Origin of the sequence: Salinivibrio sp. ML290 (assembly GCF_001995695.1) — a bacterium.
GTDB lineage: Bacteria > Pseudomonadota > Gammaproteobacteria > Enterobacterales > Vibrionaceae > Salinivibrio > Salinivibrio siamensis.
In genome coordinates this window covers 29,891-43,671 of sequence record NZ_MUEY01000003.1, presented here as the reverse complement: position 1 = coordinate 43,671, position 13,781 = coordinate 29,891, and the positions used below count along the sequence as shown (strand labels likewise).

Sequence of the window (13,781 nt, the reverse complement as noted above, 5' to 3'; positions counted from 1 at the left end):
TCATCGACCTAATTAAAAGACAACATCGAGTCTGATCATTCATGAATAACCAAAAACGTCCTCTCTATATTCCCTATGCGGGACCAGCCTTGCTAGAAACGCCATTGTTGAATAAAGGAAGCGCATTCAGCGTCGAAGAGCGTAAGTTTTTTAACCTCGAGGGCTTATTGCCTGACGCCATCGAAACGATTGAAGAACAAACTGAGCGTGCCTACCAACAGTATCAGCGCTTCGAGAACGATATCGACAAGCATATTTATCTACGCAACATCCAAGATACCAACGAAACGCTTTTTTACCGGTTAGTTTCCAACCATATTACCGAAATGATGCCCATCATCTATACTCCGACGGTAGGCGCAGCCTGTGAGAACTTCTCCAATATCTATCGCCGAGGCCGCGGGTTTTTCATTTCTTACCCTAACCGCGATCGCATTGATGATGTACTTAATAACGCCTCTCGTCATAACGTCAAAGTGATTGTTGTCACCGATGGGGAGCGTATTCTCGGACTCGGCGATCAGGGGATTGGCGGCATGGGCATCCCGATTGGTAAGCTATCGCTTTACACAGCTTGTGGCGGGATCAGTCCAGCCTACACACTCCCTATTGTGTTGGATGTCGGTACCAATAACCCACAACGCCTTTCTGATCCCATGTATATGGGCTGGCGTCACACCCGCATCAGCGGACAAGAATACGATGCCTTTATTGAAGAGTTTATCCAAGCGGTTCAACGCCGCTGGCCAGATGCCTTGATTCAATTTGAAGACTTTGCACAAAAAAATGCTATGCCGATCCTAGAGCGATATAAGGATAGAGTCTGCTGCTTTAATGACGATATTCAAGGTACTGCCGCGGTGACTGTTGGCTCTTTGATTGCAGCGTGTAAAGCCGCAGGTACTAAGCTCTCCGAGCAACGCATCACATTTTTGGGCGCTGGATCAGCCGGTTGTGGTATTGCCGAAGCGATCATCGCGCAAATGGTATCTGAAGGTATCTCCGATCAAGAGGCGCGCGCACGTGTCTACATGGTCGACCGTTGGGGGCTATTAATTGATGCCATGCCTAACTTACTCGACTTTCAGCAACGACTGGTGCAAAAGAGCGAGGCGCTCAACCACTGGCAGTTAGAAGACAGTAACATTTCGTTGCTCGATGTCGTGCGGAATGCGAAACCGACCGTATTGGTCGGCGTCTCTGGCGCACCTGGATTATTTACCGAGGATGTGGTGAAAGAAATGCATGCCAATTGCCCACGTCCTATCATTTTCCCTCTCTCTAACCCTACCAGCCGTGTGGAGGCGACGCCCTTTGATATTTTGCGCTGGACTGACGGCCAAGCGCTGGTTGCCACAGGGAGTCCGTTCGAACCTGTTCGTTTAGACAATGGCAAGACCTTTCCTATTGCACAGTGTAATAACAGCTATATTTTCCCAGGCATTGGGTTGGGCGTGTTAGCGGTTGCTGCATCCCGGGTGACAGATGGCATGCTGATGGCCTCATCGCGCGCTTTAGCTGAGTGCTCGCCATTAGCCAAGCGTGGCACAGGTGCCCTGCTACCGTCGTTGGAAGATATCACGCAGGTATCAAAACGCATCGCGTTTGCGGTTGCGAAAGAGGCTATTGCTGAGGGGGTTGCCTCAGAACTGTCTGACGAGGCCCTTAAAAAGCGTATTGAAGAGAGCTTCTGGTCACCACAATATCGTGCTTACAAACGGACCTCTTTTTAACGCGAGCCTAACAGAAAAAAGCGTCTACCCCGGCGCTTTTTTTGCTATTATTCCACCTACTTGCCCGCACACGTGACCCCGAGTGCGGCTTAATTCGCGCAAAGGTAATAAAACGTACCATGGCTCTCCAGCGCCTTTTTCGTCGGGCGATTTTCACATTGATTGGTTTTACTGTGGTCACCGCTATCGTGATGGCCGCCAGTGATATCGCGATCACGCTTAACGCCAAAGGCCGTGTTTATCAACAAGCTGAGACGCTACCCGCTCGGCAAGTCGGCTTGGTTCTGGGAACCAGTAAGTATATTGGTAAAACACCCAATCCCTATTATACCTACCGGATTGAAGCCGCGGAGTCGTTATACCATGCGGGTAAGATTCAGCACCTTTTACTCAGTGGCGACAACGCGCACCGCTCGTATAATGAGCCCTGGACAATGAAGCGAGATTTACGTCAAGCAGGGATCCCGGAAGAGACGATTCACCTTGACTATGCGGGTTTTCGAACGCTGGACTCCGTTGTCCGCGCGAAAACCGTTTTCAGTTTGGCGCGCTACACCGTGATCAGCCAACAGTTTCATTGCGAGCGTGCGTTATTTCTCGCCGATGTAAACAATATTGATGCTATTTGTTACGCTGTACCGAGTCCGCAAGGCTGGGCAGGTGTCAAAATTCGCGCACGTGAAGTATTAGCAAGAACCAAAGCGGTACTTGATAGCTTTATTCTCAACGTCAAACCCAAGTTTACCGGCCCAAAAGAGCCAATCAGTGGCGTCTCAACGTCGAACGACTAACCCCAATATCGACCAGTGCCGACCCAATCACAATTTTCACATTACTTTAATCATTTGTTTAAAAACCTGCCTGCAATCGATTAACACGCGGACTATTTACGCGTATATTAGCCGTCGCTTGGAGGCCCACTGTCGCCCAAATGGCAGTAACCCTACCCCTATCAAGCACCTAAAAACTCAAAGCAAAACATTATAAAAAAACTCAATAACGTTTAAAAAAGGACGCCCTATGGATGTGCAAACCCTTTCCTCCCGTGCGTCGGGGCTGGATAGAAAAGCGTGGATCTTGTTTGCTGACATTGCCCTGTTTTTCATCTTGTATAACACCCTGCCGTTTGAAACAGATGTCACAACCGGCCTAAGCTTACTGATATTCATTGCCGTGTTATGGCTTACTGAAGCGATTCATGTCAGCATCACCGCGATCCTGGTGCCCATTATGGCCGTCGCGCTTGGCGTGTTTGAAACACCGGCAGCGATGTCAAATTTCGCCAATCCCATCATTTTTCTCTTTCTCGGTGGTTTTGCCTTGGCAGCCGCGCTGCAAGCACAAGGCCTCGATCAAGCCATCGCCAATAAAGTGCTCACCATTGCCCAAGGCAAAATGTCGGTGGCCGTCATGATGTTATTTGGGGTCACGGCCGCTCTATCCATGTGGATCAGTAACACCGCGACAACCGCTATGATGCTGCCACTGGTGTTAGGCATTTTGCACAAGGTAAATAATCAAAAAGATCATGGCACCTATGTGTTTGTGCTGTTGGGTATTGCCTATTGCGCGAGCATCGGCGGCATAGCGACCATTGTCGGTAGTCCCCCAAATGCGATTGCGGCGGCTGAAGCTGGGCTTAGCTTTGCAGATTGGATGAAATTAGGCCTGCCTGTCACTCTGATATTGCTCCCCATCGCCGTTGCCGTCTTGTATGTGCTCACCAAGCCGAACCTTAACCATAGTTTTAAAGCGGATCAGCGTGACTTCACCTGGAGCAAACCTCGCGTGATCACGCTTGTGATTTTCGCACTGACCGTCAGTGCCTGGATATTCAGTAAACCATTGAATGCCATGCTTGGTGGCCTTAGCAAGTTTGACTCTATTGTGGCGTTATCCGCGATTGTCTTGCTGGGGGCAACGCGAGTTGTGAAATGGAAAGAAGTCGAAAAAACCGCTGACTGGGGCGTGCTGCTACTCTTCGGTGGGGGAATTTGTTTGAGCAATGTCCTCAAAGCAACCGGCACGAGTTTGTTTCTCGCCAACCACCTGAGCAATGCACTGACAGGATCTGGGCTGTTTTTCACTATGCTAGGCGTGGTGGCATTCGTCATTTTCTTGACTGAGTTTGCGAGTAATACCGCCAGCGCTGCACTCCTAGTACCGGTTTTTGCTACCATCGCCGAAGCATTGGGTGTGTCACCCGTTGCACTCTCTGCGCTGATCGCTATTGCCGCGTCATGTGCCTTTATGCTGCCGGTCGCCACGCCACCAAACGCCATTGTGTTTGGTTCAGGCCATATAGAACAACGTGATATGATGCGTGTTGGCTTATATCTCAACATTGTTTGTATTGCTGTCTTGGCGATTTTCACTCGCCTGTTCTGGTAATCACTCTCCCACTACCTGGTGTTTGCGCCAGGTAGTGTTTTTCACGCCTTATCAACCATCAAAATTGTTTCATCCGAGTTTCAGGTTTACACTAGCGCAACGCTAAACAACCCGTAAATAACTATGGCATTTGCAGAAATTACAGGCTGGGGGAAGTGCCTTCCGCCCGCGGTGTTGAGCAATGACGATCTCAGCACAATTTTAGAGACCAATGATGAATGGATTCGCTCACGCACAGGTATTGAAGCGCGCCGAGTGAGTCATGTAGAAACCTCAGAGCTCGCCACCGTTGCCGCTCAACGCGCATTAGCGGCGGCAGGCATTGAGGCAAGCCAGCTTGATCTGTTGATTGTAGCGACCTGCTCACCAGACACGCTGATCCCCAATATTGCCTCCAAAGTGCAAGGCAACTTAGGTGCACTTCGTGCCGCTGCATTTGATATGAATGCCGCTTGTACCGGGTTTTTATACGGATTAGAAACCGCAACCAAGATGCTCCAAGCTGGCCACTATCAGCACGCACTCATTATCGGCGCAGAGCATTTAACCTGGTATTTGGATTGGAGCAAACGCGATACCGCCGTGCTATTTGGTGATGGTGCCGGCGCGGTTGTGGTGAGCAAAAGCGAACAGAAAGTGGGGTTACTTGACGCGCAACTTGGTTGTGATCCAGCAGGCCGTGATGTACTCGCGATCCCTGCCTTTGGCACCGCAATGGATCGCTTCGACCCGGACAATGGCTATTTTGCGTTTGATTTTATCGGCCGTGATATTTTTAAACGCGCGGTTAAAGGCATGGGATCAGCGGCGAATCAGGTGTTAACACGGAATCAGCTCAATGCTGACGGTATTGATCTGGTCGTACCACACCAAGCCAACAAACGGATTATCGAAACCTTATGTGAGCACGCTGGCATCGAGTTAGATAAGGCGTTTATTAATATCCAGCGCTATGGCAATACCTCAGCAGCCACGATCCCCATCGCTTTGTGCGAAGCAGTTGAGCAAGGGGCGGTCAAGCCACATAGCCAGCTACTCACCGCGGCATTTGGCGCTGGCCTGACTTGGGGCGCAGGCTTAATCCGTTGGGGCGAGCGTACAACGCCAATCGCTGAGTCTGACGCAGCGTTACCGCCAACCGATAAAACGGCACTTGAATTACTCGACAACGCCATCCGCCATTGTCAGCATAAAAAACCAGAATAAAATGTCTCACCACAAAGCCGACTTGCGTCGGCTTTGTTATTGGCATCAAGTTAGGTGTAGGAAGGCAGCGCCACGCACCCCTCCCGCATCACCGTGCTGCGCTTTGACAATATCAGGGGCGTTAGCCGCAGACAGTAGGTGTGCCGGTAAGCGTTCAGGAATCGCTTGATACAGCTCATCAAAGTTAGATAGACCGCCACCAAGCACGACCATGTCTGGATCAAACGCGGTTAATACGCCTCCCAGAGCCATGGCTAACACATCAAAGAAGCAGTCAACAAATGCCACCGCATCCGGTTCACCTTGGCGATACTGTTCGATGATTTCGATCGCTGACAACGGCTGATAAAAGTGAGCATAAAGCTGTTCAAACCCACGCCCAGATAAATAATTGTCTAGGCAACCTTTATTCCCACAACCACACGCAAACATCGGCGGGTTATCACCCAACCTTAGCCAGGCATCAATCGGCATACGCATATGCCCGACTTCGCCCGCCATTTGGTTTTTGCCATTAATGACTTTGCCATTGATCACCAAACCACCACCAAAGCCTGTGCCCAAGATTAGCCCTAACACGGTTTTCGCCGATTGCGCTTGCGCATCCCATGCTTCTGACAACGCAAAACAATTGGCGTCATTGCTAATACGCACTTCGCGCCCGACGCGTGCTTGTAGATCAGCCCGTAACGACTGTCCATTTGCCGCGGGCACATTGACGGTCAGCACCGTTCCATCTTCTGCTTGAGAGCCTGGAATACCAATACCAATGGTTCCTTTTTGCCCTAACTCCGCATCATACTTTTCCACCAACCGCACCAATGTGTCGATTAATGCGGGGTAATCTTGCGTTGGTGTTGGGTGACGCTCGGTCGCAACACGATTGAGTTGTTTATCGAAGGCGCCAAATTCAATTTTTGTGCCGCCCACATCAAAGCCGTAATACATGGCTAAGCCACCTTAAATTGTCGTTATTTAACCAGATTATTCAGCAAACCAAGGCAAAAGTCCGTGATTAGCCCCAAGTTTCGTTGTTTTCCAACCAGACTTTTCACTCAGGGGTCGGCATCATTCACAAGGGGTCGGTCATCAAGAAAGCGCGTCAACGCATTGTCTTCCGCAAGGTGTTTTTGTCGTTTGCCTGCGAGGTATCGCTCACGAAAGACATCGAACCATTGGTTTAAGTAATCTGCCGCCTTGTGCTCTTGATTGACAGCAAGCACTTCCGCAGCCACTTCTGCTGTCGCCAGTTGGTTTTCACCGTGAGCATCGCGCACGCGATACCGAGATAATGCCTGAGGTTCAATACTTAAAACCGGAAAGTGATCAAGCCAAGGGCTTTTACGAAAGATTTTTTTCGCCTCCCGCCAAGTGCCGTCAATGATGATAAATAACGGCCGCTTCGCGCTGTCATGGATACGTGCTGGCGCCGTCATACGCGTCGGGGTTGTGTACTGAGCAGGAAAGACAACATAGGGTTGAAACGCTGAGCGGGATAACAACGCCAACATATCAGGATCAGGTTGCGTACGTGACCAGATAAACGCGTAGGTATCCGCGACGCAGTCAGCAATCAAACGCCCTGTATTACTGGGTTTTAGCACCTCGTCATCGTACATGAGTAACATGAACGCGGCATGGGTCTGGCACGCTGCTCGGTACTCACACACACAGAAATGACGAACTAACATGCATGATGGGCAGCGGTCTACACCGGCGCCACGTGCGAGATAGGGACGCGTTGCACGAGCCAAACGGGCGGAATAAAGCGCATGAATAGCGTGACGCGGGGTTGATTGGCGCATGGTAAAATCTGAGGTTGTAAATGGACCGCCTAGTATACCGAACTGAGGTTTGCTGTCAGTATCGCGCGGCCAAGATCACAAAAGCAGAGGAAGACAGGCATTAAACGGTAACCGTCAGGGCTTGTCACTAGCGCAGCTCGACCATGGCACCATCAAAAAGGTTTTTTACCAAGGCAACGTACTCTTCGAGAAAGCCTACCTGCTCTGCGGTCACTGGTTGCTCCCACCGACCCGCCAGCACTTCTTCCATATCTTCAACCACACGGTCAGCCTCTCGTAATATGGTGAAGCGCAATGCAGACGAAAGCCCAGGATTTTGCTCGCAAATGGTCATAATATTAGAGGCGACCAGATCGTGCACAATATCGGCAATGGTATCATCGCCAATGGCTTCACCCGGTTTTTCAAACACAGAGAGATTAAACGCAAAATGTTCGATCAGTGCTTGATACCCGTCTGAGTCTACTACCATGATTACTTGTCCTTAGACTATTCAACTATCGCTATTGTACCGTGCCCGTCGGCTATTTGCGCCTCTTGAAGGCGAAATTAGAAAGCGAGTCACGCTTCGCAGTGCTTAGTGCACTGTATACTATAAACTGATCATCGTTCTATGACATGGTGTCTGCTCACATCGTCCTCTTCCCTTTCAGTCTGGCTCGAATAAAGGGGCCGAGTGGCAACGTCAAATCATACAAACGACTGACGCCAGTCTCCTTGCAGTATAGTCTGGCTTCACTGTGATGAAAGCAAACAACACAACGCGCAATTTAACACGGATCACGCCCAAATCAATCGTTGACAAGGATGTAGGAATCGTCATGAAGGTAAATCACCCTCGCCCATTTGGTAAGAGTATCGTCAGCAAGATTGGGTTGATCATGACCTTCATCACCTTGATGGTGCTGGGCCTGTCAGTCTCGAGCTACATCATGCAGGAGCGCGTCAACCGCGATGTTGGCCGCGCTACTCATCAAGAAATCCCGAGTGCAATTATCACCATGCGCATGCAGCGTGCCGCCAGTGATATGAATGCCAGCATGCTCAAATATGTCATGGGCCGTCATGAATCGCTCGCGGTTTTTCTAGAAAGTCAGCAAGATTTTGAACAATTACTGGCTCGCCTGCGTGAGGTAAAACCCGACGCAGAGCAGCGACTTTCATTGATCAGCCAGCTTTATGAGCGCTTTCAACGTATCGCTCATCAAAAAGTCTTAACAGAGTTTGATCCGGTCGCTGAGCAATGGGCACGTAAACAGGTAATGCGACTATCCATTGATGTGGTGCGACCGATTGATAACTTGATTGCCGAATTAAAGGCCTCACAATCGCTCACACAGCCCGATAACCTGGCCGTGTTGCAATACCTTGATGAGCTGGTCGATGAGAATGGCGATATGCTGACTGAGCTTAACCAATATCTAGATGGGCGAGAAAGTAGCCGACAACGCTTTATGGAAGATATGGCAACATTCGAGCGCTATCTTTCCTTGGCGCAGTTCGAGCTCAACGATCCTGCCTCACTGAAAAAACTGTCCAACATCCGCCACCATTTCACCAGTTTAAAGCGCAGTGGTATCGCCATTTTTAATAACTATCAGCCCAGTGCCAAAGTCGGTGCCATGACCGCAGTGCGAACCTTGAGTGATCAAGAATACCAAGCGCTTGAGGATGCGCTCTCAACGTTCGCACAACAGACAGGAAAAGTGGTTACCCGCTCAATGGTTGATTTGCGTTCAATACTCCACTCAAATCAGCTCAACCTTGGCTATTTACTGATTTTTATCTTGTTCGTCAGTGGCGCGATGTACTTTTATATTTACCGCACATTCACTCAGCCGATTGCCAAACTCGCCGATTCCATGCAGCGCCTGGTGGCTGGCGATATGACCCCACCGGCCAGTAATTTTCAAGATCGGACGGATGAAGTCGGTAAGATCGCTCATGGTCTGGTGATATTTCGTGCGCATATCATTTCTCGTAATCAGGCTCGAGAGCAATTAATGGCCGAAAAAGAGCGCGCAGAAAGTGCCTCTCGCGCCAAAGCGCAATTTCTCGCCACCATGAGTCATGAAATCCGCACACCAATGAATGGTGTGATTGGGATGCTCGATATGCTCCGTCGCTCGTCGTTAACGCCCTCTCAGCAAAGCCTGATTAGCACGGTGCGCGAATCCGCTCTTTCTCTGCTCTCCATCATTAACGACATACTCGACTTTTCACGCACCGAGGCCGGAAAGCTGCAATTTGAACGTGTCACCTTTTCTTTGTCCGACACCGTAGAGCAAGTGATGGACACCGTCAGCCATCATGCCAATAAGCGAAAGGTGACACTGTCACTATTCATTAACCCTCACCTCCCCGATCAACTGGTGGGCGATCCCAACCGATTAAAACAGGTGCTGTTTAATCTGGTTGGTAATGCGATTAAGTTCTCTGGTGGCCAGCACCGTCAGCCTGGTTTTGTAACAGTTAATATTGACGCGATAGATAACCCACAGGCGCAAAAAGCACAGCTGGTGTTTACCATCACCGATAACGGGATCGGCATTGCACCAGATAAACTCGACACTATCTTCCAGCCATTCAGCCAAGCGGAGTCGTCTACCACCCGAGAGTTTGGAGGCTCAGGGCTCGGCTTAGCCATTTGTAAGAATATTATCGATCTCCTCGGCGGTGAGATTGACATTGAGAGTGAGCAAGGAAACGGCACACGATTTACCGTGCGTATCGATTATACGGTAAACCCATTAGCAGAACCTGCAGAGCGACCGATTACTCGCGAGCATGCGCAACAATTATCGGTTGCAGTGGATATTCCTCAAGACGCACTCAATCACGCGGTGTGCCGCTATCTGGAGCACTTGCATATCGCTTATCACCATGATTCATCGCCGTCGAAGGTGGACAAGCAACTGGCCACACACCGGTTATTGATTACCACCCATGCCGAGCCAAGTACATTAATCGCTGAACGCGCGGTCGATCATGTGATTGCACTCAAACATACCTTATCGCTGGCAACCCACCCTGATAAACGCATCGTAGAGCTGTTTGCCTCACCATTAACCTATCGTCGTCTGGTCCACGGTCTACGTGTATGCCTTGGGCTTGAAAGTCCCGATATCAGTATGTTGGCGGAATCTGACGCTATGTTGCCTCTTCCCGACGAGGCAGAAGCCAAAGCACGCGATCCCGAACGCACTCGCGGGTGTATTTTAGTCGCAGAGGATAACCCCACGAACCAACAGGTACTCACCCAGCAACTCCATTATCTTGGCTATGAGGTGGTGATGGCGGATGATGGTGACCAGGCACTCACAGCGTATCAACACCATCAGGTGGATCTTGTCCTGACCGACTGCCATATGCCCAACAAGGATGGCTATGCACTCACCGCCGCTTTACGCGAGATCCAAGGTGCATCGGGTTGGGTGCCTATTATCGCCATTACCGCCAATGCGCTCAGTGGTGAAGAAACACGATGTTTTGAAGCAGGCATGGACGATTACATTACCAAGCCCATTGAGCTGGATCCGCTTGACGAACGCTTAACCTATTGGATTAACCGTCCACACGCGACGACGCGACCTACTCCACCCCCTGTGACAGCCAGCGCCGACGCGCCATCTATACTCGATCCAACGGTGGTTGAGCGTTTATATGGCGGACAGCAACACGCCTATCAAGACATTGTGAATGTTTTCCTCAAACGTAGCGTCCCTGGCCTACGCGCCCTCGCGCAATCGCAACCGCCTTTTGAACACTGGCAAGCATTAAAAGAGGCGGCACACAAACAGAAATCTGCCGCAGGCAGCATTGGTGCGACAGCGCTTCACCAAGCCTGTCTTGAGGCCGAACAAGCCGCTAACAATCAGCAAACAGAAGCACTTGTTCAGGCATTAACCCGTATCAACACGGTACTTGATCATTTGCTGGAGGTATTACCGCGTGATCCTCAATGACCCAATATACGCGGTCACAGACAGATGAATGTGATCCCTTATCCGGATATCCGGAAAATCGGTGTACAAATCGCGCAATCCAGTGCCACACTGACAATAAGTTTTATCAACCATGACGGTAGTGAATAATGAGAAAAACCAAAGTAGTCACCTCCGAGGACATTCTGCTCAAACTGTGTCAGTCCGCCACGGCAGTATTAACCAAAGCGACTGACTCTCCCGTACACCATGCTGCTATGGTACAAAAGATTGCCAAAACCAGCCTCAAGCCTGACCTCGGCTGTTTTGTGCTGTTTGATGGTGGCTTCTCTGGCCTTGTTGTGATCAACTTCTCCTCCGCCGCGGCGTTAGAAATTTACCGCAATTACATGCAGCATATGGGGATCCCCGAAGAAGAGTTAGCCAGCTTACACACCGCAGATGAAGTGGGCGATGTGCTCGGTGAGCTCATGAACCAGATTATTGGCGATTTCACCGGTAAGATTAAGCGTTCAATCCAAACCTCTATCACCCAAAACCAGCCGAAGATGATGGCGGTTAACAAAAATATTACGGTGTCAGTCGATAGCAACATCGACAAGCCACAGGCGCGCCGCGTGAGCTTTACCACTGAGCACAACAATATCTTCTATCTTGAGCTTGCCATGGAGCGTACCGAGTTTATTCAGCTTCAGGACTTTGAAGAAGGGGAAGAGGTTGATCCTGATTCCATTCTGGAAGCAGAAACAGTACGCCAACTAGAAGAAAAGTCTAACGACAAAAGCGACAAAAAAGACAGCGGTAGTAATGACTTACTTGACGAACTAGGGATTTAAACCTCTCTCCTCTTACTGTCGCTAAGACATAAACACAAGTTGCTATCGATTTGTAACGCTTCGCTGCAAAGGCGCGTGTAACTTGTGTTTTTTTCTTCTTTGCTTACTTTTTTCTTGACGATTATTAAGGCAATTCAACGGACACAGCACTTCACAGTTATAAGTGCCCAATTTGATTTGTTTCATATGAGTTACAATCTTGATCACATTTGATAGATATTGTGGTCGTCGTTTCCCCACCTCTCGCCCTCATAAGTCTTTATCTCTCCCCACTTTTTTTTAGTAGGTGAATAATTCCGCATCATTTAGACTGCGCGGCAAAATCAAAAGGCTGGCGACGATCAGCCAAATACCCTACTGGGCACCCTGCCCACCCACTATCATTCGTGAAAAAGGTCGATTCATGAGTCCAGAAAGCTACCTACTCGATTGGCAAACCAGTCAAACTCACTCTGAAACCATGTATCCGCTGCTTAGCCAGCTTTACCGCCAAAAAGGCGTTGAAATTCAACTGTTCGGTCGTCAACTGATCAACGCTAGCACCATTGATATCATTAAGGCACACCGCGTTGCGCGCCGCTATACGGGGGGCACCTTATCGCCCAGCCAAACGTTGCCGTTGATCGAGGTGATGGCTGAATTAGATCTTGCTCCCAGTAAAATCGATATCGGTCAGCTCGCATGGACCTACTGGCAACAGCATGACAGTGAGAACGGCATTCCTGATTTTCTACATCACCAATTGGGGCATTTATTGGGAACGGGTAATCGAGTCGACCCTAAAGACGTAGTACTTTATGGCTTTGGTCGTATCGGTCGCTTACTCGCGCGCTTACTGATTGAAAAAAGCGGTCCCGGCTATCCCTTGCGTTTACGCGCTATCGTGGTGCGTGGCGGAAAAGAAGGCGACCTGGAAAAGCGCGCCAGCCTGCTGCGTCGCGATTCTGTACACGGCCCATTCAATGGCAGCATTACCGTTGATGAATCGCGCAATGCATTGATCGCCAATGGTAATTTTATCCAAGTCATTTATGCCAATAACCCAACAGAAGTCGATTACACCCAATTCGGTATTCATGATGCACTGGTGGTCGATAACACAGGCATGTGGCGTGATGAACAAGGCTTGCGTCAACACCTTGACAGCAAAGGCGCCAAGAAGGTGCTACTCACCGCGCCGGGCAAAGGCGAGCTTAAAAACGTCGTATTCGGTGTTAATCATGATGTGATTAACGAAGATGATCGAATTATTTCTGCCGCTAGCTGTACCACCAATGCAATCACACCCGTGCTCAAAGCCATGCACGATAAATTTGGTATCGATGGCGGACACATTGAGACAGTTCACTCGTTTACCAATGATCAAAACCTCATTGATAATTACCACAAGGGCGATCGCCGTGGTCGTTCTGCCTCATTGAATATGGTTCTCACGTCCACCGGTGCCGCCAGTGCGGTCGCGAAAGCTTTGCCCGCGCTAAAAGGTAAGTTAACGGGGAACTCTGTACGTGTGCCCACACCAAATGTCTCCATGGCTATCGCCAACCTGAATTTAGATAACCCAACTCACAAAGACGAAATCAACGCCTATTTGCAAGATGTGGCCTTGTACTCACCACTCTCTGGGCAAATAGACTTTACCCAGTCGACGGAGTTGGTATCAAGTGACTTGGTGGGATCGCGCTTTGCCGGCGTGGTGGACAGCCAAGCGACGATCGCCGAGGGAAACCGTTGTGTGCTATACATCTGGTATGACAACGAATTTGGCTACAGCTGCCAGGTTGTTCACTGCATGGAACAAATGATGGGAGTACGCTATCCGATGGTTCCCGAGCCAGAAGCGCTTTCTTAACCCGTTTTACCGCC

10 protein-coding genes are annotated in these 13,781 nt (G+C 49.8%); 7 read left to right on the top strand and 3 right to left on the bottom strand.

The window, feature by feature from the left end:
* The first annotated feature begins 41 nt into the window (after nucleotides 1-41).
* From BZG23_RS03850 to BZG23_RS03835, 4 genes are all read left to right on the top strand, one after another.
* Nucleotides 42-1,733, top strand: coding sequence for an NAD-dependent malic enzyme (locus BZG23_RS03850; RefSeq protein ID WP_077606178.1), 1,692 nt, complete (start codon nucleotides 42-44; stop codon nucleotides 1,731-1,733).
* Between the two features lie 119 nt (nucleotides 1,734-1,852).
* Nucleotides 1,853-2,524 (top strand): SanA/YdcF family protein, encoded by a 672-nt coding sequence (locus BZG23_RS03845; protein WP_077606177.1) that lies wholly within the window; start codon nucleotides 1,853-1,855, stop codon nucleotides 2,522-2,524.
* A 229-nt stretch (nucleotides 2,525-2,753) separates the two neighbouring features.
* The gene (locus BZG23_RS03840; RefSeq protein WP_077577794.1) at nucleotides 2,754-4,124 is read left to right on the top strand and encodes an SLC13 family permease; all 1,371 of its coding nucleotides are present in this window, start codon (nucleotides 2,754-2,756) and stop codon (nucleotides 4,122-4,124) included.
* A 117-nt stretch (nucleotides 4,125-4,241) separates the two neighbouring features.
* Nucleotides 4,242-5,330: a ketoacyl-ACP synthase III gene (locus tag BZG23_RS03835; RefSeq protein ID WP_198532111.1), complete on the top strand. Its 1,089-nt coding sequence runs from the start codon at nucleotides 4,242-4,244 to the stop codon at nucleotides 5,328-5,330.
* A gap of 45 nt (nucleotides 5,331-5,375) precedes the next feature.
* On the opposite strand, the gene nagK is transcribed toward BZG23_RS03835, so the two are convergent.
* The 3 genes from nagK to BZG23_RS03820 all read right to left on the bottom strand — a co-directional run bounded on the left by nagK (nucleotide 5,376) and on the right by BZG23_RS03820 (nucleotide 7,607).
* Nucleotides 5,376-6,278 carry an N-acetylglucosamine kinase gene (gene nagK / locus BZG23_RS03830; protein WP_046073198.1) on the bottom strand — a complete coding sequence of 301 codons (903 nt, stop codon included), beginning with the start codon at nucleotides 6,276-6,278 and terminating at the stop codon, nucleotides 5,376-5,378.
* Nucleotides 6,279-6,385: 107 nt separating this feature from the next.
* Nucleotides 6,386-7,135, bottom strand: a complete 750-nt coding sequence (locus BZG23_RS03825) for a tRNA-uridine aminocarboxypropyltransferase (RefSeq protein WP_077606175.1) — start codon at nucleotides 7,133-7,135, stop codon at nucleotides 6,386-6,388.
* A gap of 127 nt (nucleotides 7,136-7,262) precedes the next feature.
* The gene (locus tag BZG23_RS03820; RefSeq protein WP_046073196.1) at nucleotides 7,263-7,607 is read right to left on the bottom strand and encodes a DUF3802 family protein; all 345 of its coding nucleotides are present in this window, start codon (nucleotides 7,605-7,607) and stop codon (nucleotides 7,263-7,265) included.
* A 349-nt stretch (nucleotides 7,608-7,956) separates the two neighbouring features.
* Here BZG23_RS03820 and BZG23_RS03815 point away from each other — a divergent pair, with 349 nt between their 5' ends.
* The 3 genes from BZG23_RS03815 to BZG23_RS03805 all read left to right on the top strand — a co-directional run bounded on the left by BZG23_RS03815 (nucleotide 7,957) and on the right by BZG23_RS03805 (nucleotide 13,767).
* Nucleotides 7,957-11,100: an ATP-binding protein gene (locus BZG23_RS03815; protein WP_198532107.1), complete on the top strand. Its 3,144-nt coding sequence runs from the start codon at nucleotides 7,957-7,959 to the stop codon at nucleotides 11,098-11,100.
* Nucleotides 11,101-11,228: 128 nt separating this feature from the next.
* Complete coding sequence (locus tag BZG23_RS03810; protein WP_046073195.1) at nucleotides 11,229-11,915, top strand: DUF3334 family protein; 687 nt, start codon at nucleotides 11,229-11,231, stop codon at nucleotides 11,913-11,915.
* Nucleotides 11,916-12,318: 403 nt separating this feature from the next.
* Nucleotides 12,319-13,767 (top strand): glyceraldehyde-3-phosphate dehydrogenase, encoded by a 1,449-nt coding sequence (locus tag BZG23_RS03805; RefSeq protein WP_046073194.1) that lies wholly within the window; start codon nucleotides 12,319-12,321, stop codon nucleotides 13,765-13,767.
* Nucleotides 13,768-13,781: the final 14 nt, after the last annotated feature.

Excerpts from the sequence above, each read along its gene's own strand:
- BZG23_RS03820 (WP_046073196.1), bottom strand. The coding sequence starts at position 7,607 with ATGGTAGTAGACTCAGACGGGTATCAAGCACTGATCGAACATTTTGCG.
- nagK (WP_046073198.1), bottom strand. The coding sequence starts at position 6,278 with ATGTATTACGGCTTTGATGTGGGCGGCACAAAAATTGAATTTGGCGCC.
- BZG23_RS03840 (WP_077577794.1), top strand. The coding sequence starts at position 2,754 with ATGGATGTGCAAACCCTTTCCTCCCGTGCGTCGGGGCTGGATAGAAAA.
- BZG23_RS03810 (WP_046073195.1), top strand. The coding sequence starts at position 11,229 with ATGAGAAAAACCAAAGTAGTCACCTCCGAGGACATTCTGCTCAAACTG.
- BZG23_RS03850 (WP_077606178.1), top strand. The coding sequence starts at position 42 with ATGAATAACCAAAAACGTCCTCTCTATATTCCCTATGCGGGACCAGCC.
- BZG23_RS03805 (WP_046073194.1), top strand. The coding sequence starts at position 12,319 with ATGAGTCCAGAAAGCTACCTACTCGATTGGCAAACCAGTCAAACTCAC.
- BZG23_RS03845 (WP_077606177.1), top strand. The coding sequence starts at position 1,853 with ATGGCTCTCCAGCGCCTTTTTCGTCGGGCGATTTTCACATTGATTGGT.
- BZG23_RS03815 (WP_198532107.1), top strand. The coding sequence starts at position 7,957 with ATGAAGGTAAATCACCCTCGCCCATTTGGTAAGAGTATCGTCAGCAAG.
- BZG23_RS03825 (WP_077606175.1), bottom strand. The coding sequence starts at position 7,135 with ATGCGCCAATCAACCCCGCGTCACGCTATTCATGCGCTTTATTCCGCC.